Origin of the sequence: Lentzea cavernae (genome assembly GCF_014653695.1) — a bacterium.
Lineage (GTDB): Bacteria > Actinomycetota > Actinomycetes > Mycobacteriales > Pseudonocardiaceae > Lentzea > Lentzea cavernae.
The window spans coordinates 1244551-1269743 of record NZ_BNAR01000001.1 but is presented as its reverse complement, the minus strand read 5'-3'; the positions used below and the strand labels follow the sequence as shown (position 1 = coordinate 1269743).

Sequence of the window (25193 nt, the reverse complement as noted above, 5' to 3'; positions counted from 1 at the left end):
CCGCCGATCGGTAGACCCACTGCCCATGTCGATCACCGCACTCCTGCGCCGGGAGTGGACCGCGTTCCGCACTCCCGGCCGCCTGCTCGCCCTCGCCCTCGCGGCCCTCGCCGTCATCGGGCTCGGCCTGCTGGGCACCAGGTCGTCCTGCGACGGTTCGTGCCCGGCCGTGCCCACCGCGGGCGACGGCTCCGTCGTCAGCGACACCTTCTGGTTCCGGCACCAGGACCTCGGCCGTGAAGGCGGCATCACCGTCCGACTGACGTCGATGACCGGGACGATCACCTACCCGCCACCGGACCACGACGAGATCGTCGCCGGGCTCGTGCCGTGGGCGAAGACCGGGATCATCGTCAAGGACGGCCTGCGGCAGGGGTCGCCGTACGCGGCGCTCGTGATGACCGGCGGCCACGGCGTGCGCTTCCAGCACGACTACGCGCACGACGTCGCCGGAAGCGCGGGGACCGTGTCGGAGCGGTCCCCGCGCTGGCTCCGGCTGACCCGGTCCGGCGGCACCATCACCGGTTCCGAGTCGGCGGACGGCGAGCAGTGGCACGTGGTCGGGACCGCGGAGCTCACGGGACTCCCGGACACCGTCCAGGTCGGACTCCTGGCCACCTCGCCGGGCGACCTCACGCTCCGCGAGACCGGCCTCGGAGGCACGATCGAGGAGGTGCGGTTCACCCAGGCCGTCGGCGTCTTCGACAGCGTCACCGTCCAGGGCGGCAGCGGCCGGTGGGACGACGGATCCGTCGGCGAGATGAACCACACGGACTGGGAGAAGCTCCACAACGCGTCCGGGGCCGTGGAGGAGAACGGCGTCGTCACCGTCAGCGGCACCGGCGACATCGGGCCGATCGGGGAAGGCGGCGCGCGCGGCGTCGAGAAGACGTTGTCCGGCTTGGTGATCGCGTTGATCATCGTGATCGTCGTGGCGGCACGTCATGGGGCTCGAACGGCCCGTGAGTCCCGGCAGGTGGTGGCAGTCCGTGCGGCCGTCATCGGATCGACTGCCTTCGTCACCGGTCTGGTCGCCGCGGGCGTCGTCGTCGCGGGGGCGCCGTCGTTGTGGACCGGGGTGCGGGTGGTCGTCGGTGTCGCCACCGCGCTCGCGCTCTGCGCGGTCCTGTCCTACGGGCTCGGCGTGCGGCTGCGCCGCGGCTGGGTGGCGATCACCGCCGGACTGGTGCTGATCGCCGTGCCCCACGCCGTCACCGCCGTTCCGCTGCTGCCCGACGCGGTCGCGGAGTGGTTGCTGCGGCTCACCCCGGCCGCGGGCTTCGCCGTCAAGCAGACGGTGGTGGAGTACCCGCAGGTCGTCGCGCACTACGCGCCTTCGGCCGGGTACTTCCCACTCCCGGGATGGGCGGGGCTCGCCGTGCTCGCCGGGTACGCGGTGGTCGTGATGTGGTGGGCTAGTGGTGTGGCGCAGAACGTTGCCGGGGAAATTCGCGGTCAGACGGGCGCATCACGGTGCCGCCCCCACGTCCTCGTACTGGTTGTACGGGGGCGTGGGGGCGGTGCCGTGAGGCGCCCTGCTGAGCGTGAATTACCTCGCCAACGTTCTGCGACGCGCCACTAGCTCAGGTTCTCCAGGATCAGCGAGGACGCCGCTTCCGGGATCTCCTCGGGAATCCAGTGGCTGACGTCCTCGACCATCTCGAAGCGGTACGGCCCGGTGCACCACTTCTCGGTCTCGAACGCGGCGAACGACCCGAACGCCACGTCCTCGGTGCTCCACACGTACATGGTCTTGACGCCGACCTTGTCCGCGGCACCGTGCGGCTTGCCGGCGCGGTACCAGTTCAGCGCGGCGGTGAGCGCGCCCGGTTCGGACAGGCGCTGGACGTACTCCTCGACGTGCGAGGGCCGGATCCGCCACTCGAACATCTGCTTGAGGGCCTGGGCGTTGTTGTCGAGCATGCGCTTCTCGGTGCTGCGCTCGCGCCAGTCGAGCATGTACCGCGAACGCATCGCCTGCTCCTCGTCGGTCTGCAGCGCCGTCTTCAACGCACCGGGGTGCGGCGTGGAGAAGACGGTCAGCGTGCGCACGCGTTCGGGGTGCTCGATCGCGGTCCACCACGCGACCGCGCCACCCCAGTCGTGCCCGACCAGGTCGAACGTGTCCCAGCCCAGCGCGTCCGCCATCGCGAGCACGTCGCCGACCAGGTGCGTGACCGTGTACTCCGACGCCTGCTCCGGCCGCACGCCGGGGGAGTAGCCGCGCTGGTCGGGGGCGACGGCGCGGTAGCCGTTCACGCCGAGGACCGCGACCTGGTGCTCCCACTCGACGGCGGCCTCGGGGAAGCCGTGCAGCAGCAGCACCGGGCGGCCGTCCTCGGGGCCGGACGCGATGGCGTCGAAGGAACCGGCCTCGGTGGGGATGCTGATGTGGTCGATCACGAGTTCGAACCCTACTGCGTGAGCTCGGCCGACACGTCCCACAGGCGGCGTGCCACGGCGGTGTCCCTCGCCTTCGCCGAACGGCCGACCAGTTCCGGCGCGCCCCGGCCCTGCAGGAGACCGCCGGGACCGGCGTAGCTGTCGCCGGGGACGTCCCGCACCGCCGCGAACAGCGTCGGCAGGGCGCCGGCGTCGTCGCTCTGCGCGAACGGGGTCATCACCTTCTCCGCGAGACGGGCGAGCGGCCTGCCCTCCGGTCGCATCAGGTTCGTGGCCGCGAGACCGGGGTGCGCGGCCGTCGCGATCACCGGCGAACCCGCCTGCGTCAGCCTGCGCTGCAGTTCGGAGGTGAACAGCAGGTTGGCGAGCTTGGACTGCGCGTACGCGGCCATCGGCCGGTAGGCCCTGCGTTCCCAGTTGAGGTCGCCGAAGTCGATCTCGCCGCTGCGGTGGCCGTTGGACGACACCGTGACGACCCGCCGCCGGATGCGGGGCAGGAGCAGGTTCGTGAGCGCGAAGTGGCCCAGGTGGTTGGTGCCGAACTGCAGTTCGAAGCCGTCGGCCGTGCGGGTCAGCGGCGGGACCATCACGCCCGCGTTGTTGATCAGCACGTCGACGGGCTCGGTGAGGTCGTCCGCGAACTCGCGGACCGACGCCAGGTCGGCGAGGTCCAGCTGCCGGACCTCGACCTCGCCGGTCATCGTCGCTGCGGCCGCCGCGCCCTTGCCGGGGTCGCGCACGGCGAGGACGACGCGGGCGCCCTTGGCGGCGAGCACGCGGGCGGCGGCGCGGCCGATGCCGCTGTTCGCGCCGGTGACGACGAAGGTGCGGCCGGTGAGGGAGGGGACGTCCGAGGCGGTGAATGTTGTCATGAGCTACAAAGTAGACAGCGACTACAATGTAGTCAAGGGAAACAACGTCGGTATGATCCGACGCGTGTCCGACGACCGGCCTTACCACCACGGCAACCTCCGCACCGCGCTGCTCGCCGCGGCCGAACGCGGCCTGCGCGAGCGCGGCGCGGACGAGCTCGCGCTGCGCGACCTGGCGAGGGAGATCGGGGTCAGCCACGCCGCGCCGCGCCGCCACTTCCCCACCCGGCAGGCGCTGCTCGACGCGCTCGCCGAGGACGGGTTCGCCCGCCTGGACTCCGTCCTGCTCACCGCGCTCGAAGGGACGGGCGGCACCGCGGCGCACGTGCGGGCCGTCATGACCGCCTACGTCCGGTTCGCCACCGAGAACGCCGCGCTGGCGGACCTGATGTACACCAGCAAGCACCGGCCAGGAGCCGAGCGGCTCCTCGAGGCGGCCGCGGCGCCGTTCGGGCGGATGCGCGAACTGGTCCTGCGAGGACAGTCGGAAGGCGTGCTGCGGGGCGGTGATCCGGACCGGCTCGGCATGGTGCTGATCGCGACGCTGCAGGGACTCGCCTCCATGGTCAACAGCGCCATCGCCGAGCCGGAGCAGCTCGGCGACCTCCTCGAGACGGCGTTCGCGCAGTTCGTCCTGTAGGTGTGTGACCTGGCTCTCAACGGCCGAGCCGAACAGCACGGCCCGACGAACATCAAACGTGCACCCGCATGTAGATGTCGCCACACCGCAGGGCAGGACGAACGCCGTCGTGCTCGTGCTGCACGGAGGCCGTGAACACGGCCAGGACCCCGTCAAACGGTTCAACCTCGCCTATCTGCGGATGGTGCCGCTGGCGCGTGCGCTGCGCGCGCCCGGCGTCGAGGTCTGGAACCTGCGCTACCGAGTTCGCGGCTGGAACGCGCCGAGCCTCGACCCGGTCAGGGACGCGCGGTGGGCGCTCGACAGGATCGCCGAACTGCATCCGGGCGCACCGGTCGTCCTCGTCGGCCACTCCATGGGCGGGCGCACGGCGTTACGCGTCGCGGGCCACCCGAGCGTGATCGCGGTGTGCGCGCTCGCGCCGTGGCTCGTTCCCGGTGAGCCGTACGAACAACTCGAAGGCAGGGCTCTGCTCATCGCGCACGGCGACCAGGAGCGGATGACCGACCCCGCGAAGTCGCTGGCGTTCGCGCGGCAGGCCAAGACCGTCACGGACCGGGTCGCGCGGTTCAACGTCGTCGGCGACGGGCACGCGATGCTCAGGCGGGCGAAGGACTGGACCCGGCTCGTCGTGGCTTTCGTCCACGGTGAGCTGGGGCTCGAACCGGAGGCACCCGACATCGCGAATGCGATGCGGGAGGCCTCGCCGCGAGGCCTCGACGTGCCGTTGGGAGGCTCGCGTGGCTGAGGTCGCCGTCATCGGAGCAGGGGTTGCCGGGCTCACGGCCGCCTACGTGTTACAGCGCAGGCACGACGTCACGCTGTTCGAGGCCGACGACAGGCTCGGCGGCCACGCCCACACGCACGACCTCGGCGGCGTGCACGTCGACTCCGGGTTCATCGTCCACAACGAACGGACGTACCCGAACCTGATCAGGCTGTTCCGCGAGCTCGGCGTGTCCACTCAGGACTCGGAGATGTCGATGAGCGTCCGCTGCGACGGCTGCGGCCTCGAGTACGCGGGCGCGAAGAAGCTGCCGGGGCTGTTCGCCCGCCGCGAGAACGCCATCAACATCAACTATCTGCGCATGCTCAGCGAGGTCACCCGGTTCTACCGGCACGCCCAGCGCGTCCTGGCCCACGAGGAGGCGCACGACGTCACGCTCGGCGCGTTCCTCGTGATCGGCGGCTACAGCCGGTACTTCGTCGACCACTTCATCATCCCGCTGGTCAGCGCCGTGTGGTCGTCCGGCGCGGCGCTGAGCATGAAGTACCCGGCCTGGTACCTGTTCGAGTTCCTCTCCAACCACGGGATGCTCGCGATCGGCGGCACCCCGCAGTGGAAGACCGTCACGGGCGGCTCGCGCACGTACGTCGACCGCGCGGTGCAGGGCCTGAAGGCCGTCCACGTCGGCACACCGGTCAGGGCGGTCACGCGCACCGGCGGCGGCGTCGAGATCCGCGACGAGAACAACGTGCTGCACACCGCGGACCACGTCGTGATCGCCACGCACCCGGACCAGGCGCTCGGGCTGCTGGCCGACCCGACGCGCGAGGAGAAGGAAGTGCTCGGCGCGTTCCAGTACTCGCGCAACGAGACCTGGCTGCACACCGACGCGTCGATCCTGCCGCGCGCGACCGGCGCGCGGGCGTCGTGGAACCTCTACAAGCGCGCCTGCAGCGAAGCAGGCGACCAGGTGCTCGTCAGCTACCACATGAACCGGCTGATGCGGCTCGACGAACCGCGCGAGTTCGTCGTCACGCTCAACCCGCACGACGTGAACCCGGACCGCGTGCTCGCGAGGATGGTCTACGAGCACCCGATCTACACGCCGGAATCCGTTGCGGCGCAACGACGTCTGCCCGAGATCAACACAGGTTCGACCGCCTACGCCGGCGCGTACCACGGCTGGGGCTTCCACGAGGACGGCTGCGCGTCAGGAGTCCGTGCGGCCCAGCACCTCGGAGTCGACTGGTGATCTACGACGTCCTCATCACCCACTCCCGCCGCGAGCTGATCGACCGGGCGTTCAGCCACCGCGCCTACATGTGGCTGGTCGACCTCGACGGAATGCCGAGCCTGCCGTGGTGGGCGAGGCCGTTCGCGCGCTTCGAGGCCCGCGACCACCTCGGTTCACCGGACAGGACGATCAGGGAGAACCTCGACGAGTGGCTGGCCGGCCGCGGGATCGACCTCGGCGGCGGACAGGTCCTCATGCTCGCCAACGCCCGCGTGCTCGGCCACGTCTTCAACCCGCTGTCCGTGTACTGGTGCCACGACGCTTCCGGAGAGCTCGTGTGCGTCGTCGCGGAGGTGCACAACACCTACGGCGGACGGCACTGCTATCTGCTGCGCACCGACGACCAGGGCCGGGCGTCGGTGGACAAGGAGTTCTACGTCTCCCCGTTCCTCGAGGTCGACGGCCACTACGTGATGAAGCTGCCGAGACCGGGGGACCGGCTGTCCGTGACCATCGCGTTGCGGCAGAACGGGAAGACGACCTTCAGCGCGACGATGAAGGGCGAGCGCAGTTCGGGACTGCGCATGCTGCTGCGCCGTCCGCTGATGCCCCAGCGCGTGTCCGCGTTGATCCGCCGCCACGGAATCGCGCTCTACCTGAGGCGCGTCCCGATCATCCCCAGGAGTGATGGATGAGCACGTTGTCCCTGCCCCGCCCGAACCAGGGCGTCTGGCCTGGGCTGTTCACGGCGCCGCGCTCGCCCATGCGCGCACGGATCGCCGAGTCGCTGTTCCGCAACGCCGTGCGCTCGCTGCCGGTGACCGTGCGGTTCCCGGACGGCGCGGAGTGGGGCGCCGGCGGCCCGGTCATGCACCTGGTGCGGCCCGCTGAGTTCTTCCACCGCCTCGGCGCCGACGCCAAGATCGGCTTCGGCGAGGCCTACATGGTCGGCGACTGGGCGTCCGACGAGCTCGCGGACGTGCTCTCGGCGTTCGCCGCCCGGCTCTCGACGCTCGTCCCGCCCGGCCTGCAGCGGATGCGGCGCTGGGCGGAGCGGCGGCAGACCGAGGTCAACGACGTCGCGGGCTCGCGGCAGAACATCCACCGGCACTACGACCTGTCGAACGAGCTGTTCGCCGTGTTCCTCGACGAGACCATGACGTACTCGTCGGCGTTGTTCGACCACCCCGGCACCGACCTGCACACCGCCCAGCTGCGCAAGATCGACGGCGTGCTCGACTACGCGGGCGTCCGCTCCGGCTCACGCGTGCTGGAGATCGGCACCGGCTGGGGCGCGCTCGCCATCCGCGCCGCCCAGCGCGGCGCCACCGTCACGTCGCTGACCATCTCCGCCGAGCAGCGCAAGCTCGCGCTGGACCGGGTGAGGGACGCGGGCCTCCACGACCGCGTGGACGTCGAGCTGCGCGACTACCGGGAGGAGCGCGGTCGGTACGACGCCGTCGTCAGCGTCGAGATGATCGAGGCCGTCGGCGCCGAGTACTGGCCCGAGTACTTCTCCGTGCTCGACCGCGTGCTCGCACCGGGCGGCCGCGTCGGCCTGCAGGCGATCACCATGCCGCACGACCGCATGATCGCGAGCAAGGCCAGCTACACCTGGATCCACAAGTACATCTTCCCCGGCGGGCTCATCCCGTCGGTGCGGTCGATCGAGGAGTCGGTGCGCGACCACACCCGGCTGCGGATCGTCGAGACCCGGTCGTTCGGCGACGACTACGCCGAGACCCTCCGGCGCTGGCGCGACACGTTCCTCACCCGGTGGGACGAGGTGGCGGCCCTGGGCTTCGACGACACGTTCCGCCGGATGTGGGAGTTCTACCTCGCCTACTCGGAGGCGGGTTTCCGCGTCGGCTACCTCGGGGTGCAGCAATTCGGCATGGCCGAAAGACTGGGCCGTTAGGACCACGTTCTACCCCAAAAGGGTGCCGCTTCCCCCGTCCGACTGGAGTTCGTGGTCCTCTTGAAAGCAGCCGGTATCAAACGGCACGCTGCGGTCTCTTCTTCAGTGAAACCCCAGTGTCGCTGTAGTGGAGGAGGTCGCCGGGATGGTCATGCCCACAGCCGTGCGTACCGGTGGTGGTGTCGCGGTCCTCGTGCCTGCTGAAGACACAGGGGCCTGGAACTCGCCAACGGTGCCCATGCGCCGCCGGGCGCACCAGGCACCGGTCTCCAACCAGTGGCTCGCCGAAGCCGAGTTCGCCGACCTCGTCGACGCCGCTCTCGCCGGAGACAGACGGGCGGTCGAGCACCTGCTCGGCCGCATCCAGCCGCTGATCGTGCGCTACTGCCGCGCACGCGTCGGCGGCCGCGAGCGCACGCTCGTCTCGGCCGAGGACATCGCGCAGGAGGTCTGCGTGGCGGTCCTCGGCGCCCTGTCGAAGTACCGCTACGAGCCGGGCTCGTTCCTGGCCTTCGTCTACGGCATCGCCGCGCACAAGGTCGCCGACGCCCGCCGCCGCGCCGTCCGCAACCGCGCCGAGGTCGTCCCGGAGCTGCCGGACTGCCCGTCGCTCGAGGCCGGCCCCGAACAGCACGCCGTCAACGGCGAGATGATGGCCCAGGTCACGCGCCTGCTGCACAAGCTGCCGGCCCGCCAGCGCGAGATCCTCGTGCTGCGGGTGGCCGTCGGCCTGTCCGCGGAGGAGGTCGCCCTGGCCGTCTCCTCGACGCCGGGCGCCGTGCGGGTGGCGCAGCACCGCGCGCTCAACCGCATGAAAGAAATGATCGCCGAAGAGGGCTGACCTGCTCAGGACCGTTGTGGAGCAGCGGTCCTGAGGTCCGTGAACGCCGCCGCCAGCGCCGTCACCAGGATCAGCGCGCCGAACGCCAGCAACGCGACCGCACCGCCGACCGCGCCCGCCATGAACCCTCCGAGCGCGGGCGCGAGCGGTGTCAGCACGCGAGCGGCCAGCGTCGAGACCGCGTCCAGGCGCCCCATCATGTCCTCGGGCACCAGCTGCGAGTGCAGCGCGGAGACCGAGACGTTGATCAGCGGCGTGACGACCGCGGTGAGCGCCAGCGGCACGAACGGCCAGAAGACGCCGAACGGCAGCGCCATCGCCAGGGTGCAGGCACCGAACACGGCCAGCACGGCGACCATGAGCCTGCCGGCGTCGAGGGTGACCCGGGGCGCCAGCAGCGAGCCGATCACCCCGCCGACCCCGATGCCCGCCAGCACCAGCCCCGTGTCGAGGCCGCTGCCACCGCGTTCGGCGACGAGGGCGAACACCGGCAGCATCGAGGCGCCGCCGAGCAGGTTCAGCACGAGGAAGATGATCGTCAGGTTGCGCAGGCCCGTCTGGTGCCAGAGCCAGCGGACCGCGTCCTTCACGTCGTGGTGCATCCGCTGACGGGGCTTCTGGGCGGCCCTCGCCGGGATCTTCGCGAACCAGGCGCACACCGCGGCCGCGGCGAACGTGATCGCGTCCACCACGAACGGCACCGCACGGCCGGCGGCCATGAGCAGCGCGCCGAGCGGCGGCCCGGCGACCCGTGCGGCGTGACCGCGGGCCTCCTCCTGGGCGTAGGCGGTCCGGAGCTGGTCCGGGGGCACGACGGCCTGGATCGCGGCGGTGCGGGCCGGGCTCGCGAACGCCGTGCAGACGCCGTCCACGACCGCCAGGACGATGAAGACGGGCACGAAAGCGTGGCCGGTGAGGATCGCGGCGGCCAGACCGGCGGCGGCGAGCGCCTGGACGGAGTGGCTCCAGACCAGCGTCCTCCTGCGGTCCCAGCGGTCGACCCACACGCCCGCCGGCATCAGCGTGAGCAGCAACGCCGCGGCACGCGCGCCCGCGATCACGCCGGGCAGGAGGTACGAGCCGGTGAGCGCGACGACCAGCAGCGGCATGGCCAGCGTCGTCATGGTGGTGCCGAGCTGCGAGACCGCCCCACCGGCCCACAGCAGTTGGAACTGGACGTTTTTCCTGAGCGGAACCCCCATGAGCGTCGTTTCTAACGCATGGTTGCCGGTGCCGGGTGGCAAGGTCTACGCATGGCTGATCCCGCGGCTGCCCCCGACTACGACGTGCTGCTGACCGGCACCGTCTTCCTCGACATCATCTTCACCGGCCTGCCCCGCCCGCCGGAGCCGGGCACCGAGGTGTGGGCGGACGGGCTCGGGTCGTGCCCCGGCGGGATAGCCAACCTCGCGGTGGCGCTGCGCCGCCTCGAACTGAAGACCGCGCTCGCGGCGGCGTTCGGCGAGGACGCGTACGGCGACTTCTGCTGGGACGTGCTGGCCGAGCAGGAGGGTGTCGACCTCTCCTACTGCCGCCGCTTCTACGGCTGGCACTCGCCGGTGACCGTGAGCATGGCGATGGAGCGCGACCGCAGCATGGTCACGCACGGGCACAAGGCACCCGTCATCGCCGACGACCTCTTCTCACCGCCGCCGTCCACGCGGGCGTGCTTCGTGCACATCCAGGCGGAGGACGAGCAGTGGGTGCGCACCGCGAAGCAGAACGGCGCGAAGCTCTTCGCCGACATCGGCTGGGACCGCACCGGCGCGTGGTCACCGGAGCTGCTGCGCCGCCTCGACGGTTTCGACGTCTTCCTCCCGAACCACGTGGAGGCGCAGGGCTACACGCGCACCGACACCCCCGAGGCCGCCGCCCGCAAACTGGCCGAGCACGTGCCCGTGGTGGTCGTCACACGAGGAGGCGGGGGAGCGGTCGCCGTCGACAGCGCCACCGGCGAATGCGTGGACGTGCCGGGCCTCAACGTCGCGCAGCTCGACGCGACAGGTGCCGGCGACGTGTTTGGCGCCGGGTTCGTGATGGGCACTCTGGCCGGGTGGCCCCTCGAACACCGGGTGCGGTTCGCGAACCTGTGCGCCGCGCTGTCCGTGCAGCACTTCGGTGGCTCGCTGTCGGCGCCGGGCTGGGGAGACATCGCGGTCTGGTGGCGGACGGTGAGCCGGCGGCCCGACGAAGAACTGTCGCGGTACGGGTTCCTCGACGACCTGCTGCCTGATCATTCGGGCGTCGAGGTGCGGAGGGCTAGTCCGACGATCGGTCTGCGGCTACTCCGGTAGGTTGAAAACAGTCGATCAGCGGACGCAACCTCACGGGCCTCCCGCGCGACTTAATACGTAGAGACTTTCTGGGGTTTGTTCGGAAGGAGTTGCGGGTTGTTCGCCGCACGCGCGTCAGGCTTGGTCAAGTTGATGGGGTTGTGCCTGACGGCGGGCGTCCTCCTCGCTGCGATGGTGTTCCCGTTCGTCGGAGGTCTCGGGCTCGCGTCCAACCGCGCGGCCGACACGGTCGACGAGACGTCGGGTGACCTGGCGAAGGGTGAGCTCCCGCTCGTCACCACCATCCAGGACATGAACGGCGACCCGATCGCCTACCTGTACGACCAGTACCGCATCCCGCTGGAGTCCTCGGGCATCTCGGACACGATGAAGCTCGCGATCCTGGCCATCGAGGACAAGCGGTTCTACGACCACCAGGGCGTCGACTGGCAGGGCATCGCCCGTGCCGCCGCCAAGGCCGGTGTGGACGGCGGGGCGACGCAGGGCGCGTCGACGCTCACCCAGCAGTACGTGAAGAACTACATGGCGTTCGTGCTCGGCGCCGACAACGAGCAGGAGGCCTGGGAGAAGGCCACCGAGGCGACCGTCGGCCGCAAGCTGCGCGAGGCTCGCGTGGCGTTGCAGCTCGAGCAGCAGATGACCAAGGAGGAGATCCTCACCGGTTATCTCAACATCGTGCCGCTGGGCAACCAGACCTACGGCGTCGGTGCGGCGGCGAAGGCGTACTTCAACACCACCGCCGACAAGCTGACCGTGCCGCAGGCCGCGTTGCTCGCCGCGATCGCGAACCGCCCGTCGTCGCTGAACCCCGGTGCCTCCCCGGAGAAGGCGCTGGAACGCCGCAACATCGTCATCGACAAGATGCGCGAGAACGGCGCGTTCGGCACCGACGAGACCGAGGCCAAGAAGAAGGCCGACGAGTACAAGGCCGAGCCGATGGGCATCGTCGAGGACCTGCAGATCCTGCCCAAGGGCTGCGTCGGCGCCGGTGACGGCCCGATCTACGGCTTCTTCTGCGACTACCTGCTCGACTACCTGCGCGCGTCCGGCATCACGAACAAGGAGCTGCAGCGCGGCGGCCTCACCATCAAGACCACGATGGACCCGAAGGCCACCAAGGCGGCCAAGGAGTCGGCCGAGCAGCAGGTGCCGAAGACGCAGAACGGCATCGCGAACGTCATGTCCGTCGTGCAGCCGGGCACCGACAAGCACCGCGTGCGCGCTCTTGTCGCCTCCCGCGACTACGGCAACAAGGCCGAGCTCGGCCAGGTCGCCCGTCCCGTGCCCGCCGAGGTGCTGCCGTTCGGCCCGGGCTCGGTGAACAAGGTCTTCACCGCCGCCGCTGCGCTCGAGCGCAACATCATCGGGATCGACAAGAGCATGGACGTTCCGAAGGTCTACTACTCGAGGGTCTACCCCAACGGCGGCGCGCCGTGGAAGGTCGAGAACGCGGGCGCGTACGGCGAGAAGATGACGCTGACGCAGGCCCTGGCGCAGTCGCCGAACACCGGGTTCGTCATCCTGCAGGAGAAGACGGGCCTCGACAAGGTCGTCGACATGGCTTATCGCCTCGGCATGCGCGAGACGCTCCAGGGCGCGAACCGCTCCGGTGAGCCGCTGAAGTCCGACAAGTCGAACGGCCCGTCCCAGGGCGACTGGACCAAGCAGAACAACGCGGGCTCCTACACCCTCGGCCCCGGCGCCACGAGCGTGCTGGAGCTGGCGAACGTCGCCGCCACCATCGTCTCGAAGGGCACCTGGTGCCCGCCGACCCCGGTGGAGCAGGTCCTCGACCGCTACGGCAAGCCGGTTCCGCTGAAGGAACAGCCCTGCGAGGAAGCGGTGAACCCGGACCTGGCCGCCTCCCTGGCCCAGGGCATGTCGCACGACACGAACGGTTCCGGCACCGCGGCCGAAGCGGCTCGCGGCTCGGGCTGGACCCGTCCGGCCATCGGCAAGACGGGCACGACCGAGGAGCACAAGTCGGTGGCCTTCCTGGCCGCGACGCCGCAGTACGCGGGCGCCGTCATGACCTACGCCGACGGCAACAGCCCCCAGGTGATCTGCGCGAGCCCGATCAGGCTCTGCCCCGGTAGCGCGCAGGGCGTCTTCGGTGGCCAGGTCGCGGCGCCGACGTGGTTCAACGCCATGAAGGTGATCCACGAGGGCCTGCCGGTGGCTCCGCTGCCGCCTGCTGCCGCTCGGTACAAGTAACCGCACGAGCTCGGCCCAGGGGCCGTCGGACGCCAGGTGCGTCCGGCGGCCCCTTTGCATGCCCCCAGGCGGGCGCGCGGCCGGGGTGCGGCGGTCCTCATGGCCGCGTTGTGTCCAAACGACCCGGCCACCCCATGTAACCGCGAATCCGAGCGCGTTGCCCGGCACCCACCGCCGGCAAACCTTTCACGATAAAGCGACTGACCAGTACAAACGGCAACGCGAGGATTGGTTCAAAGTGCGTTGACCATGCCCTAAACCAACCGACTACCCAAAGTGACCAGCAGTGGGCCTAATCACCTGAACACCCACTTCGCTTGCTTGCGTCGGTCACGCGAGGTTACGTTCTGCGCCGCATGTCACGGTTCGATAACCGCAAGGACACGGATCGCCCCCGAAACGGTCCAGTCCGCCACCGGGCCCCCGAAGCCCGCAGCCCGGCCCCCCGAAGCCGGGCGAAGCGCGGTCGTCGAACTCCCCCGAGTGCATGGAGGCAGGTTTGGCACGGCATCGTGCGGAGGGCTCGTCGCAGACGAAGTCCCTCCTGCGAGGAGCGAAGGGTCCTCTGGTCGACGTCATCACCAAGGTGGACCTGGACCGCAAGAAGGCCGTAGCGGTGGTGGTCGCCGCGGGTGCCCTCGCCGGCGCCGGTTTCGCGCAGGCGGCCACCACGGTCGGGCCCGTCGAACGGATGATCATGCCGGTCGCGGCCACCAAGAACCTCGCGGCGGCGGCCATGACCGCGCCGCCGCAGCAGCAGGGTCCGCAGACGATCCACTCCGTGGACACCGGGTCCGAGGCGCGCAAGCTGCTGCAGGCCGAGCAGATCCAGGCGCAGTTCCACGTCTCCGAGGCGCTCAGGTCCGCCGAGGGCGCCTACGTGCAGCGCGTGGAGGCCGCCAAGGTCGAGGCCGCGCGGATCGCCGCCGAGGAGGAGGCGAAGCGCCCGAAGGTCGTGCGGCCCGCTCAGGGGTCGTTCACGTCCGGGTTCGGCGCGCGGTGGGGCACCAGCCACAACGGTGTCGACATCGCCAACGCCATCGGCACGCCGATCGTCGCCGTCATGGACGGGACCGTCGTCGAGGCCGGGCCCGCGTCCGGGTTCGGGCTGTGGGTCCGCGTGCAGCACGAGGACGGCACCATCACCGTCTACGGCCACATGAACACCATCGACGTCCCGCAGGGCGCCAAGGTCAAGTCCGGGCAGCAGATCGCGACGATCGGCAACCGCGGCCAGTCGACCGGTCCGCACCTGCACTTCGAGGTGTGGGCCGCCGGCGGCCAGAAGATCAACCCGGTGGGCTGGTTGGCCGAGCGCGGCGTCAGCCTCTGACCGGTTTTCCGGCCACCTGATCACGTGAAGTGCCGATAACCTCCGGCTACGCCGCCGTGCACGAGGCGCGGCGGCGTCGAGACCGGAGCCGAGCCTGTGATCTACCGCAGCCCCCTGCCGGCGGTGGCGGTTCCCGAACGCACGGTGCCCGAACACGTTCTGGAACACGCACGGCACAACGACAAGCTCGCCCTCGTGGACGCCGTCACGGGCGAGTCGCTCACGTACGCCGAGTTGGCCCGATTGGTCGAGACCACGGCCAAAGGCTTGGTGCGCAACGGGATCAAGCCCGGTGACACGGTCGCGATCGCCAGCCTGAACCGGCCTGCGTTCGCCGTCGGCCTGCACGCGGTCATGGCCGCGGGCGCCACCGTCGCGCTCATCAACCCGACGCTCACGCCGCCGGAGATCGCACGGCTCAAGGAGCTCGCGAACGTCACCGCGACGCTCGACCTGGACGACCTCCCCGCGAGCGACACCGATTCGCTCCCACCGGGAAACCCGCTGAGCACCGCGGTCGTCCTCTTCTCCAGCGGCACAACAGGTCTGACCAAGGCCGTCAAGCTCAGCCACCGCGCGCTCGTCGCGAACCTGGAGCAGCACAGGCCCGGCTGGCGCATCGACGAGACCGACGTGCTCGCCGCGAACCTGCCGTTCTTCCACGTCTACGGCTTCGCGATCGTCCTCAACTCCGGCCTGCTCGCCGGCGCCACCCTCGTGACCATGCCGAGGAGCGACACCGGCACCTACCTGCAGCGCCTCGCCGAACACGGGGTCACGCGGGCGTTCCTGGTGCCACCGCTCGCCGCCGCCATCGCGGACCACCCCGGCCCGGTACCGGAACTCGGCCTCAAGCTCGTCCTGTGCGGCGCCGCCCCGCTCGACGACGCCGTGCGCAGGGAAGCCGAACTGAGGCTCGGAGCACCCGTCCGGCAGGGCTACGGCCTCACCGAAGCCGGTGGCACGCACCAGACATTCGACGACGACGTGGAATCCGACCCCGCGAGCGTCGGCGTGCTCTGCCCTGGAACAGAAGCGCGCATCGTCCAACCGGGCACCACAACGGACGCCGCCGAGGGCGAGATGCTCCTGCGCGGTCCTCAGGTGATGGACGGCTACCTCGGCGACGACGAGGCCACCCGTGAAGCCTTCGTGGACGGCTGGTTGCGCACAGGGGACCTGGTGCGCGTCCACAACGGCCGGTTCCACGTCGTGGACCGCGTCAAGGAGATGATCAAGTACAAGGGGTACCAGGTCGCGCCCGCCGAACTGGAGGCGGTGCTGCGCCGCCATCCCTCCGTCCTGGACGCCGCCGTGATCGGTGCGGCCGATCGAGCTAACGGGGAGATCCCGAAAGCCTTCGTGGTGACGCAAGGCGATGTCACGGCGGAGGAGCTGATGACCTTCGTGGCGGCGGAGGTGGCGCCGTACAAGAAGGTGCGCGAAGTTGTCTTCGTGCAAGAGATTCCGAAGTCCGTGTCCGGCAAGGTCCTCCGCCGCCTGCTGAAGGACACCCAGCGGTGAGCCTGCCGGACACCGATGGCGGCTACACATTCGGCGTAGTCCTTGGCGCGCAAGGACATCGGTGGGGTCTCGTGTGGGCGAGGTCTCAGTGCCCCCTGCCGTGTTCACCCCGGTGGAGCAGCCAGCCGATCTTTTGGGCCGAATCGTGCGCGGAGAGTTCGATCACCTCTCCGGCGGCTTGATCACGCCGTGACGAAGTTGAGAACTTTTCCTCGTTTAGTGCGTACATAAGGCCCTTTCTCCCTGACAGAACAAAGGGGATCGTCGCGAGTGGCCCCCCATCCCCAGGAGGCGTCATGCCTGTCGGAACATCCCCTGCTGCCCTGAATCTGGGCGTACACCTCGAACCGGCGCACCTCGAGCTCGCCCGCGACCGGATGCGCGTCGCACTACCCGCGGACGTGCTCGACCGCGTCAAGCGCTGCCGTGAGTTCGTGCTGGAAGTCAGCGCGTCCGGTCGCGCCATCTACGGTGTCACAACGGGTTTCGGCCCACTCGTCGAGTTCGAGGGCCGTGCGGACGCCGCCGGCCAGAGCGACAACACGATCATCCACCACATCGTCGGCCACGGTGAACTGCTGCCGCCCGCCGTCGCCAGAGCGGCCGTGCTCGCGCGGCTGTTCTCGTTGGCGCAGGGGCGATCCGGAGTGTCCGAGCAGGTCCTGGCGTCGCTGGCTGCCATGCTGGACACCGCATTCGCCCCAGCTGTACCACGTTTGGGGTCAGTCGGTGCCAGTGGTGATCTCCAACCGCTCGCGTACGTGGCGCATGCGTTGCGCGGTAACGGGAACGCGTTCTTCGAAGGCCGGCTCGTGTCGGCCGGGGAAGCGCTCACACGATCAGGCCTGAGCAGACTCGTCCTGGACGGACGCGACGCCCTCGCGTTGGTCAACGGCATCTCGGTGACCGCCGCGGCACTCGGACTCGCTGTGGCGCAAGCGGTTCGCGCGCGACGCACGGCGGAATTGTTGTCGGCCTTGATGACCGACGTGCTGGGATGCGGCACCGAGTTCACGTCGGTTGGACTACTGGCCGCGTTCGGGCATCCGGACGTCGCTGAAACGGGTGCGTCCATCAGGTCATGGCTCGAGGGCAGCAGACCGTCCGGTGAGCGCCCGCTGCAGGAGCCCTACAGCATCCGTTGCACACCACAGCTGATCGGCGCGGCCGGCACGAGCGTGCGGCACGCGGACGAGGTCGTGCGCCGCGACCTCAACGGCGTGAGCGACAACCCGTTGTTCTTCCCCGAGACGGGGGAGGTCGTGCACGGCGGCAACTTCTTCGGACAGCCCAGCGCCTTCGCGGCCGACCAGCTCAACGTCGCCCTGGTGCAGCTGGGCAACCTGGCCGAACGGCAGCTCGACCTGTTGGTGGACCCCCACCGCACCAGCGGGTTGCCGCCGATGCTCAGCCCGCTGCCCGGTCAGCACCACGCGGTGCAGGGCGTGCAGCTGTGCGCGACGGCGACCGTCGCCGCGATGCGCAGGGCCGCCGCGCCCGCCTCGGTGCAGAGCCTGCCGACGAACCTGCACAACCAGGACGTCGTCCCGTTCGGCACGCAGGCCGCGTTCACCGCGCTGGACCAGGCGAAGCTGCTGCGGTACCTGCACGCGGGCCTCGCCGTCGGGTTGCGCCAGGCCGTGCACGTCGGTGCGCGCCGTCCGCGGGCGCCGCGACTGGCCGCGGTGTTCGACCGGATCGCGCGGGAGGTGCCGCCGATCGTGGAGGACCGGCCGCTCGACACCACCCTCGGCCGGGTCGCGGACCTCCTCGACACCCTCGCGTCCGAAGTGGAGGGCGTGCGATGAGTGCTCCCGCCTGCTCGCCTCCCTGGGGCCACACCTGGGTCGACCTGCCCGTCCTGCGTTTGCCGATGCCGGGCGCGGACCTGATCCCGTGCGCGGACGGCTGCTTCCAGACGCCGATCGTGATCCGCACCCCGGAGGATTCGGTGGACCACGCCGTGCACAGGTGGTTCCTCGGCCACCACGGCGCGTTCCTGGTCTGGAAGTTCCTGTCGGATTCACTCGATCGGTTGATACGCGAGCCTGATTCGCAGCTAGTCCGCCTCACTGCGCTTGGATACGACGCGTACTCGGTGATGCTGGCCTATTCGGGCAGTTGTTCCCGGCAGGTGTACGAGGACGTCATCCGCCCGATGATGATGACGTTCGACCCGGCCTTCAGCGGGCGGTGGGCACGTGACTACGAGCCGCTGCCCGGTCTGCTGCGCCGGGCGCGCGCCGCGCTGGGGCCCGCGGCGGCGCAACCGCTCTCCTCCGCGAGCAAGGCGAACCTGGTGGCGCACATCGAGGTCATGCGCAAACTCGTGCCCGACGGCCCGTCGCTGCTGCGGGAGTCGGGGCGTGCCCGCGAGACCACCTGTGACGCCGAACGCGCGCGGTTCGACGAGTTCTTCCTCGTGAGCCGGGAGAACGTGTGCGTGAGCCGCTACCGGGCCCATCGGGCGGCCATCTTGTCCGCGATCGGTCACGACCTCGCGAAACACCCGCTCGAACCCGAGCACGGAGAGACACTCAGGACGTTCGCCACCCGACTATGAGAGAAGGCCGCGCGTGAACGACTTCAAGACCGTGGTCATGACCCCGCAGATCTACCGCTACGTGCGCGAGCAGGCGGGCCAGCCGAGCGCCGTGCAGGAGAAGCTCATCGCCCGCACCGCGGAGCTCGGCGACTCGGCCGAGATGCAGATCCCGCACGAGCAGGCGGTGCTGCTGTCCCTGCTGGTCAAGCTCACCGGCGCGCAGACCGTGGTCGAGGTCGGCACCTACACCGGGTACTCCACGCTGGCGTTCGCGCAGGCGCTCCCGCCGTCCGGCAAGGTCATCACCTGCGACCTCTCGGCCGAGTGGACCTCGATCGCCGAGGAGGCGTGGCAGGCGGCGGGCGTGCGCGACCGCATCGACCTGCGGATCGGCGCGGCGGCGCAGACGCTGGCCGACCTGCCGGAGCAGCCGGTCATCGACCTGGTGTTTATCGACGCGGACAAGGTCGGGTACGTCCACTACTGGGACCTGCTGGTGCCCCGCGTGCGGCAGGGCGGCCTGCTGCTCGCCGACAACACGCTCTACTACGGCGAGGCCGCCGACGAGCAGCCGGAGGGCAACGCCGCCGCGATCGACGCCTTCAACAGGTTCGTGCGCTCCGACTCGCGCGTGGAGTCGGTGCTGGTGCCGATCGCGGACGGCCTGACCATGGCGCGGAAGAAGTGAGGTTGTGAGCATACCGACCGGTCGGTAGGGTGGCCTCCAAGTTCACGGCTTCTAGGAATGTCGCTGCTTGGAGGCGTTCATGGCTCGTTGGGGAATCACGCTGCCGTTGATCGGCGTGCCGGTGCTGGAGCACCGCGCGCTGGTGTCCGAGCTCGCGGGGCTCGGCTACACGGACGTGTGGTCGGCCGAGACGACCGGCACCGACGCGTTCACGCCGCTCGCCCTGGCCGCCCAGTGGTCCTCCGAGCTGCGCTTCGGGACGGCGATCGCGCCGGTCTACACGCGCGGTCCCGCCACGCTCGCGATGACGGCCGCGACGCTCGCCGAGGTGACCGGCGGGCGGTTCGTGCTGGGCATCGGCTCGTCGTCGCCCGCGATCGTGCAGCGCTGGAACGCCATCCCGTTCGAGGAGCCGTTCAAGCGCACGCGCGACACGTTGCGCTTCCTGAAGGCCGCGCTGGCGGGGGAGAAGGTCAGCGCCGACTACGACACGTTCTCCGTGAAGGGCTTCAAGCTGGAGCGCCCGCCGGCGGAGAAGGTGCCCATCATGCTCGCGGCGCTGCGCCCGAACATGCTGCGCCTGGCCGGCCGCGAGGCCGACGGCGCCATCACCAACTGGCTCGCCGCGTCCGACGTCGCGCAGGTGCGTCAGGAACTGGGCGACGCCGAGCTCGCGGCGCGGATCTTCGTGTGCCCGACCGAGGACGCCGACGCCGCACGGGCGTTGGGACGCATGCTGATCAGCACGTACCTGACCGTGCCCGCCTACGCGGCGTTCCACGACTGGCTGGGCCGCGGCGAGGTGCTGCGCCCGATGCACGAGGCGTGGGCGGCGGGCGACCGCAAGGCCGCGTCGAAGTCGATCCCGGACGAGGTCGTGGACGCGCTCGTCGTGCACGGGTCGATCGCGCAGTGCCGTTCGCGGGTCGCCGAGTACCAGGCAGCCGGCGTCGACACGCCGATCATCGCGCTCCTCCCGACCGGCGGTGACCAGGCCGAACAGGTGCGCGCGCTGGCACCTGGGGCGTAGCGGTGCCCAGCGCGACCGAGCAGAGGATCATCGACGCGGCCGTGCGCCTGTTCGCGTCGCAGGGCTACGACGCGACCTCGGTGCAGGAGATCGTCAACGCCGCCGGGATCACCAAGGGCGCGCTGTACCACTACTTCCGCTCGAAGGACGACCTGCTCTTCGAGATCTACCGGCTGCTGATCACGGCCCAGTCCGCCGACATGGACCGGATCATCGGCCTCGGCCTGTCCGCCGGCGAGACGGTGCGCGAGATCCTCGCCTCGCTCGTCTCCTCGACCGCGGAACGGGTCGACGAGACGGCCGTGTTCGTCCGCGAGCTGCACCGGCTCGGCGAGGAGCGGATGACCGACTTCCGCGCCGAGCGGCGGCGCTACCACGAGACGTTCCTCGCGGTGATCGAGAAGGGCCAGGCGGACGGCGAGTTCAGCTCGCAGGTGCCCGCGGACACGGTCGTGCGGATCGCGCTCGGCGTCGTGAACCAGCTGCCGATGTGGTTCCGTCCGGACGGGCCTAAAACACCTGGTCAGCTGGCAGGGGAGATCGCCGACTTCGTGCTGGCCGGACTGAGGTAACGCCCGGCGGCGTGAGATCGACTTCTCCAACGGGGGGACCGTGGACAAGAAGCCGATCGAGTTCGGCATCGCGCCGCCGCTGCACGAGCCACCGAGGTCGTCGAGGTGGCCATGGGTGGTGGCGCTGGTCGCCGTGCCGCTGGTCCTGGGCGCGCTCGCCTTCGGCAACCACGTCCAGAACATGCTGGAGCGGACCTACGGCCCCATCGAGCCGCATGTGATGCCGTCCGAACCGCCGGTGCCGTCCACCCAGGTCGTCGTGTTCGAGGTGACGGGCGCCGGGAAGGCGTTCTCCGTGACCGCGACCGCCGGCACGTCCGTCCACACCGAGCAGGACGTGACGCTGCCGTGGACCCGGACCGTCGAGGTGCCGGCCGACGCCCCGACGAAACCCGTGGTGCTCGTGGTCGTGGCGGGCCCGGACGGTGCCGAGGTGCACGGCAAGTACACGATCGCCCGCACCCCCGTGCGCGAGGGCAAGGCGTCCGGGCCCTACGGCGTGCTGACGATCACCGACTCCTGAGCGCCTCGAGCGCCTTGTCCGCGTGCGCGTTCATCGAGAACTCGCTCTTGATCACCTCGATGATCTCGCGGCCGGGGCCGATGACGAACGTGTGCCGCTTGACCGGCGTGATCCCGAACCGGCGCTTCACCCCGAACTGCTCCGCGACCTCACCGGCCACGTCGGAGAGCAGCGGGTAGTCGAAGCCGTTCAGCTCGGCGAACTGCTTCTGCTTCGCCACGTCGTCCATCGAGATCCCGACGCGCTGCGCCCCCGCCTCCTCGAACTCCTTCGCGAGGTCGCGGAAGTGGCAGCTCTGCGCCGTGCACCCGGACGTCATCGCGGCGGGGTAGAAGAAGAGCACGACCGGGCCGTTCTCGAGCAGCGCGGACAGCTTGCGCTCGGTGCCGTCCTGGTCGGGCAGGGAGAAGTCGGGGGCGAGGTCGCCGGGCTTCATGGATCTCCAATACGCTCGGGCCGTGACCAGCATGTCCGACGTGGCCAAGGCCGCAGGGGTGTCCGCTGCGACCGTATCGCGCGCCCTGCGGGGCGAACCGGGCGTGTCCGAGGCGACCAGGCAGCACGTGAGCGAGATCGCGCGGCGCATGAAGTACGCCATCGCGCGCGACGCCTCCTCTTTGGCCGGTGGCCGCCGCTACGCCATCGCGGTGCTGACGTCCGAGGTCAGCCCGGTGCTCGCGGGCGCGGAGGGCGCGTTGCGGCAGGCCGGGTACGACGTGCTGCTCTACGTCCTGGGCGACGCCGCGGCGCGGGCGAAGTTCTTCGACGAGCTGCCGCTGGGCCGCCGTGTGGACGGTGTGCTGCTGCTGTCGATGTCGTTGTCCGGCCCCGAACGGGTCTCGCTGGAGTCGCTGGAAGTCCCGCACGTGACGGTCGACGACACCGATCTCCGCCACGCGCTGCAGACCGCGGTGGCGCACGTGGTGTCCCTGGGCCACCGCGACGTGGCCCTGGTGCTGTCCGACGGCGAGGACGAGTCGTACGACGAGATCCTGCTCTCCGCCGGGCTCGAGGTCCGTCCCGAGTGGACGGTGTGGTGCTCGCCGACCGTCGGCGGCGGCGAGCAGGTCGTCGACGTCCTGCTGGACGGCGAACGCCTGCCGAGCGCGGTGATCAGCTCCAACGGCGCCGCGGCCGTGGGCATCTTCCTGCGCGTGCAGCGGGACGGCAGGGCGGTGCCGGACGAGGTGTCGATCGTGTCGCTGGACGGGCAGGAGCTCACCCGCGTGGTCGGGCTGACCGCCGTCGAGGGTGCGGAGAAGGAGCAGGGTGAGCGGGCGGTCGCCGACCTGTTCACGCTGATCAGGGGCGGGGAGGTCGAGCCGGCGGAACACCCGCTGCGGCTGGTCGTGCGCAACTCCAGCGGCCCGGTCGCTCCGGCGGGCTGACGCTGGACCGGCTGACACCGCGCCGCCCCGAAGTACTGTGGCGCCATGCCCGCCGAAGAGCGCCTGACCGAGCTGCCGGACCTCCCGACCACCCCCGGCTACGCCCACGCGGTGGCGGTCACCGGCAAGCTCGTGTTCGTCTCCGGTCAGGTCGCGGTGGACGCCCAGGGGTGCGTGGTCGGGGTCGACGACCTGGGAGCGCAGACGCGCCAGGCCCTTTGCAATCTTCATCACGTCATTCGCGGGTTTGGCGCTGACTGGTCGGATGTCGTCAAGTTCACCTGGTTCGTGCTGGACGCGTCGGAGGTTCAGACCATTCGCGACGTGCGTGACGAAATCCTGCGTCCCGCGCTGGGGGATGTGCCCAACCCCGCCAGCACTTTGGTTCAGGTGGCGGCGTTGTTCGGACCTGATTTCCTGGTGGAGGTCGAGGCCGTCGTGGCCGTTCCCGGGGAAGCATCGGATGTTTGAGCGATGCACCTCTGAGTGGGTGTTCCCGCGGGTCTGCACCCTTCGGGTGACCAGGGACCATTTGCTCTGGTAATGCGGACCGAGCTGTGACATAGCTTGTACTCGTGGAGCAGTTGGCGAGGCTGGCGGACGCTTGGGGCGTCGCCACTCGGTACGAGAATGCGGACCAGCAAGAGGTCGTCGTCGACACCGAGGTCGTCGTCAAGGTACTGGCACAGTTCGGGGTGGACGCGTCCACTGAGGACTCGATCGCCGCCGGGCTCGCCGAGGTCGACCGTCGCAGAGCGGAGCGCGAGCTCCCGCCGACGATCGTCATCCGCGAGTACGAGGGATACGACCTGCGCGGCCCCGCGACCGTCGAGCTCGAGGACGGCACCTCGTTCACGGTCGAACGGCACCTGCCCGACTCGGTCCCGCTCGGCTGGCACCGCGTCGTCACCGGCGGCCAGACCGTCACGCTCGCCGTCGCGCCCAGGACGCTGCCGGAGGTCCCGCACACGTGGGGCTGGATGCTGCAGCTCTACGCCGCGCGCTCGAAGGACTCGTGGGGGATGGGCGACTTCGCCGACCTCGCCACGCTCGCCCGCCGCAGCAGCCTCGAGCTCGACGCCGGTGTCGTGCTGGTCAACCCGGTGCAGGCGCCGTCGCTGACGCACCCCGTCGAACGCTCGCCCTACTCGCCGACCAGCCGCCGGTTCGCGAACCCCCTGTACCTGCGCGTCACGGACACGGCAGAGTTCCTGCAGGCCTGCCCGCGCACCCGCCAGCTCATCCGCGACCTGCGGCCCGCGAACCAGGACCTGATCGACTACGACGAGATCTGGGACGCGAAGAGGCAGGCCCTCGAACTGCTCTTCCCCGGCGGCGGCGTCGAGATGGACGCCGACCTGGAGAAGTTCGCGACGTACTGCGCGCTCGCCGAGGTCCACGGTCCCGACTGGCGCGAGTGGCCGGCGGACCGAGCGGAACCGTCACCCGAACGGGTTGCGTTCCACGCCTGGGTCCAGCACCTGTGCACCCGCCAGCTCCAGGACGTCCGGCTCGCCGCGCACGAGGCCGGCATGGCAGTCGGCGTCATCCACGACCTCCCGGTGGGCGTCGCGCCCGGTGGCGCGGACACGTTCGCCGACCCCGACGCGTTCGCCATCGACGTCACGGTCGGCGCGCCGCCCGACGCGTTCAGCGCGGACGGCCAGGGCTGGGGCCTGCCGCCGTGGCGCCCGGACAAGCTCGCCGAGTCCGGCTACCTGCCGTTCCGCCAGGTCCTGCGCAGCGTCCTGCAGCACGCGGACGGCATCCGCGTCGACCACGTCGCCGGGCTCTGGCGGCTCTGGTGGATCCCGCCGGGCGAGCCGCCGTCGCGGGGCACGTACGTCTACTACGACGCCGACGCGATGCTCGGCGTCCTCGCGCTGGAGGCGTACCGGGCCGGCGCGGTCGTGGTCGGCGAGGACCTCGGCACGGTCGAGCCCGTCGTCACGAAGACGTTGCAGGAGAACGGCATGCTCACCAGCGCCGTCCTGTACTTCCAGCGCGACTACTACGCGGAGGGCCATCCGCTGATCCCGCCGTCGCAGTGGAATCCCAACCAGATGGCCAGCATCTCCACGCACGACCTCCCCACCGCGGCGACGTTCTTCGCGGGCGAGGACGGGCCCGACTTCGACGAGCTGATGCGGCAGGAGGGCGTCAAGGCGGCGGACAGGGTCGAGGGCGCCCACGAGCTGCTCGCGCAGGCACCCTGCGCGCTGGTCCTGACCTCACCTCAGGACGCTCTGCGGGAGACCCGGCAGCCGAACGTGCCGGGCACGATCGACGAGCACCCGAACTGGAGAATTCCCCTTCCGGTCGCACTGGACGAATTTTTCCCACGCGTTCGTGAAATCACCCGGCCGCTCCGCAACCGCGGAAAGTGAAACTTTTGCGTAACAGCAGGTCATGGACCTGAGGAGTACTGTGAGGCCGTCACCCGACGG

General features: G+C 70.2%; 24 protein-coding genes. 20 read left to right on the top strand and 4 right to left on the bottom strand.

Going from position 1 to position 25193, the window contains the following annotated elements:
* The first annotated feature begins 25 nt into the window (after nucleotides 1-25).
* Nucleotides 26-1582: a DUF1349 domain-containing protein gene (locus tag IE307_RS05870; protein WP_191296363.1), complete on the top strand. Its 1557-nt coding sequence runs from the start codon at nucleotides 26-28 to the stop codon at nucleotides 1580-1582.
* Here the strand turns inward: IE307_RS05870 and IE307_RS05865 are convergent.
* Complete coding sequence (locus IE307_RS05865; protein WP_191296362.1) at nucleotides 1579-2403, bottom strand: alpha/beta fold hydrolase; 825 nt, start codon at nucleotides 2401-2403, stop codon at nucleotides 1579-1581. The genes IE307_RS05870 and IE307_RS05865 overlap by 4 nt on opposite strands.
* Nucleotides 2404-2414: 11 nt before the next feature.
* Entirely contained in the window at nucleotides 2415-3275 is an 861-nt protein-coding gene (locus tag IE307_RS05860) for an oxidoreductase (protein ID WP_191296361.1), read from the bottom strand.
* 64 nt (nucleotides 3276-3339) lie between these two features.
* Between IE307_RS05860 and IE307_RS05855 the strand changes: the two genes are divergently transcribed.
* The 6 genes from IE307_RS05855 (at nucleotide 3340) to shbA (ending at nucleotide 8635) form a co-directional block, all read left to right on the top strand.
* Nucleotides 3340-3915 carry a TetR/AcrR family transcriptional regulator gene (locus IE307_RS05855; RefSeq protein ID WP_229904422.1) on the top strand — a complete coding sequence of 192 codons (576 nt, stop codon included), beginning with the start codon at nucleotides 3340-3342 and terminating at the stop codon, nucleotides 3913-3915.
* A 58-nt stretch (nucleotides 3916-3973) separates the two neighbouring features.
* Nucleotides 3974-4663 carry an alpha/beta hydrolase gene (locus tag IE307_RS05850; protein WP_191296359.1) on the top strand — a complete coding sequence of 230 codons (690 nt, stop codon included), beginning with the start codon at nucleotides 3974-3976 and terminating at the stop codon, nucleotides 4661-4663.
* Nucleotides 4656-5894, top strand: coding sequence for an NAD(P)/FAD-dependent oxidoreductase (locus IE307_RS05845; protein WP_229904421.1), 1239 nt, complete (start codon nucleotides 4656-4658; stop codon nucleotides 5892-5894). The genes IE307_RS05850 and IE307_RS05845 overlap by 8 nt, the downstream gene beginning before the upstream one ends.
* The gene (locus IE307_RS05840; protein WP_229904420.1) at nucleotides 5891-6571 is read left to right on the top strand and encodes a DUF1365 domain-containing protein; all 681 of its coding nucleotides are present in this window, start codon (nucleotides 5891-5893) and stop codon (nucleotides 6569-6571) included. Before IE307_RS05845 ends, IE307_RS05840 begins: the two co-directional genes overlap by 4 nt.
* Nucleotides 6568-7794 carry an SAM-dependent methyltransferase gene (locus IE307_RS05835; protein WP_191296357.1) on the top strand — a complete coding sequence of 409 codons (1227 nt, stop codon included), beginning with the start codon at nucleotides 6568-6570 and terminating at the stop codon, nucleotides 7792-7794. Before IE307_RS05840 ends, IE307_RS05835 begins: the two co-directional genes overlap by 4 nt.
* A gap of 145 nt (nucleotides 7795-7939) precedes the next feature.
* Nucleotides 7940-8635, top strand: coding sequence for an RNA polymerase sigma factor ShbA (gene shbA, locus IE307_RS05830; RefSeq protein ID WP_229904419.1), 696 nt, complete (start codon nucleotides 7940-7942; stop codon nucleotides 8633-8635).
* A gap of 5 nt (nucleotides 8636-8640) precedes the next feature.
* Here shbA and IE307_RS05825 read toward each other — a convergent pair whose 3' ends face one another.
* The gene (locus IE307_RS05825) at nucleotides 8641-9837 is read right to left on the bottom strand and encodes an MFS transporter (RefSeq protein ID WP_191296356.1); all 1197 of its coding nucleotides are present in this window, start codon (nucleotides 9835-9837) and stop codon (nucleotides 8641-8643) included.
* A 51-nt stretch (nucleotides 9838-9888) separates the two neighbouring features.
* On the opposite strand from IE307_RS05825, the gene IE307_RS05820 reads away from it, so the two are divergent.
* The 10 genes from IE307_RS05820 (at nucleotide 9889) to IE307_RS05775 (ending at nucleotide 21358) form a co-directional block, all read left to right on the top strand.
* Nucleotides 9889-10929 (top strand): carbohydrate kinase family protein, encoded by a 1041-nt coding sequence (locus IE307_RS05820; RefSeq protein ID WP_191296355.1) that lies wholly within the window; start codon nucleotides 9889-9891, stop codon nucleotides 10927-10929.
* 96 nt (nucleotides 10930-11025) lie between these two features.
* A complete protein-coding gene (locus tag IE307_RS05815; protein ID WP_229904418.1) occupies nucleotides 11026-13143 on the top strand; it encodes a transglycosylase domain-containing protein in 2118 nt (705 codons plus the stop codon).
* 499 nt (nucleotides 13144-13642) lie between these two features.
* Entirely contained in the window at nucleotides 13643-14476 is an 834-nt protein-coding gene (locus IE307_RS05810) for a M23 family metallopeptidase (RefSeq protein ID WP_229904417.1), read from the top strand.
* A 96-nt stretch (nucleotides 14477-14572) separates the two neighbouring features.
* Nucleotides 14573-16000 (top strand): AMP-binding protein, encoded by a 1428-nt coding sequence (locus IE307_RS05805; RefSeq protein ID WP_191296353.1) that lies wholly within the window; start codon nucleotides 14573-14575, stop codon nucleotides 15998-16000.
* Nucleotides 16001-16296: 296 nt separating this feature from the next.
* Nucleotides 16297-17808 (top strand): HAL/PAL/TAL family ammonia-lyase, encoded by a 1512-nt coding sequence (locus IE307_RS05800; protein ID WP_191296352.1) that lies wholly within the window; start codon nucleotides 16297-16299, stop codon nucleotides 17806-17808.
* The gene (locus tag IE307_RS05795; protein ID WP_191296351.1) at nucleotides 17805-18563 is read left to right on the top strand and encodes a 3-methyl-L-tyrosine peroxygenase-related protein; all 759 of its coding nucleotides are present in this window, start codon (nucleotides 17805-17807) and stop codon (nucleotides 18561-18563) included. Before IE307_RS05800 ends, IE307_RS05795 begins: the two co-directional genes overlap by 4 nt.
* 13 nt (nucleotides 18564-18576) lie before the next feature.
* Nucleotides 18577-19233: an O-methyltransferase gene (locus IE307_RS05790; protein ID WP_229904416.1), complete on the top strand. Its 657-nt coding sequence runs from the start codon at nucleotides 18577-18579 to the stop codon at nucleotides 19231-19233.
* A gap of 79 nt (nucleotides 19234-19312) precedes the next feature.
* Nucleotides 19313-20263 (top strand): LLM class F420-dependent oxidoreductase, encoded by a 951-nt coding sequence (locus IE307_RS05785; protein ID WP_191296350.1) that lies wholly within the window; start codon nucleotides 19313-19315, stop codon nucleotides 20261-20263.
* Between the two features lie 2 nt (nucleotides 20264-20265).
* Nucleotides 20266-20835, top strand: coding sequence for a TetR/AcrR family transcriptional regulator (locus IE307_RS05780; protein WP_191296349.1), 570 nt, complete (start codon nucleotides 20266-20268; stop codon nucleotides 20833-20835).
* A 40-nt stretch (nucleotides 20836-20875) separates the two neighbouring features.
* Complete coding sequence (locus IE307_RS05775; protein ID WP_191296348.1) at nucleotides 20876-21358, top strand: hypothetical protein; 483 nt, start codon at nucleotides 20876-20878, stop codon at nucleotides 21356-21358.
* Here IE307_RS05775 and IE307_RS05770 read toward each other — a convergent pair.
* Nucleotides 21345-21794, bottom strand: coding sequence for a peroxiredoxin (locus IE307_RS05770; protein WP_191296347.1), 450 nt, complete (start codon nucleotides 21792-21794; stop codon nucleotides 21345-21347). The genes IE307_RS05775 and IE307_RS05770 overlap by 14 nt on opposite strands.
* 31 nt (nucleotides 21795-21825) lie before the next feature.
* On the opposite strand from IE307_RS05770, the gene IE307_RS05765 reads away from it, so the two are divergent.
* The 3 genes from IE307_RS05765 (at nucleotide 21826) to IE307_RS05755 (ending at nucleotide 25133) form a co-directional block, all read left to right on the top strand.
* Nucleotides 21826-22746, top strand: coding sequence for a LacI family DNA-binding transcriptional regulator (locus tag IE307_RS05765; RefSeq protein WP_191296533.1), 921 nt, complete (start codon nucleotides 21826-21828; stop codon nucleotides 22744-22746).
* 45 nt (nucleotides 22747-22791) lie between these two features.
* On the top strand, nucleotides 22792-23217 hold the full coding sequence (locus tag IE307_RS05760) for a RidA family protein (RefSeq protein ID WP_191296346.1): 426 nt from the start codon (nucleotides 22792-22794) through the stop codon (nucleotides 23215-23217).
* A 104-nt stretch (nucleotides 23218-23321) separates the two neighbouring features.
* Complete coding sequence (locus IE307_RS05755; protein ID WP_191296345.1) at nucleotides 23322-25133, top strand: 4-alpha-glucanotransferase; 1812 nt, start codon at nucleotides 23322-23324, stop codon at nucleotides 25131-25133.
* The last annotated feature ends 60 nt before the right edge of the window (nucleotides 25134-25193 follow it).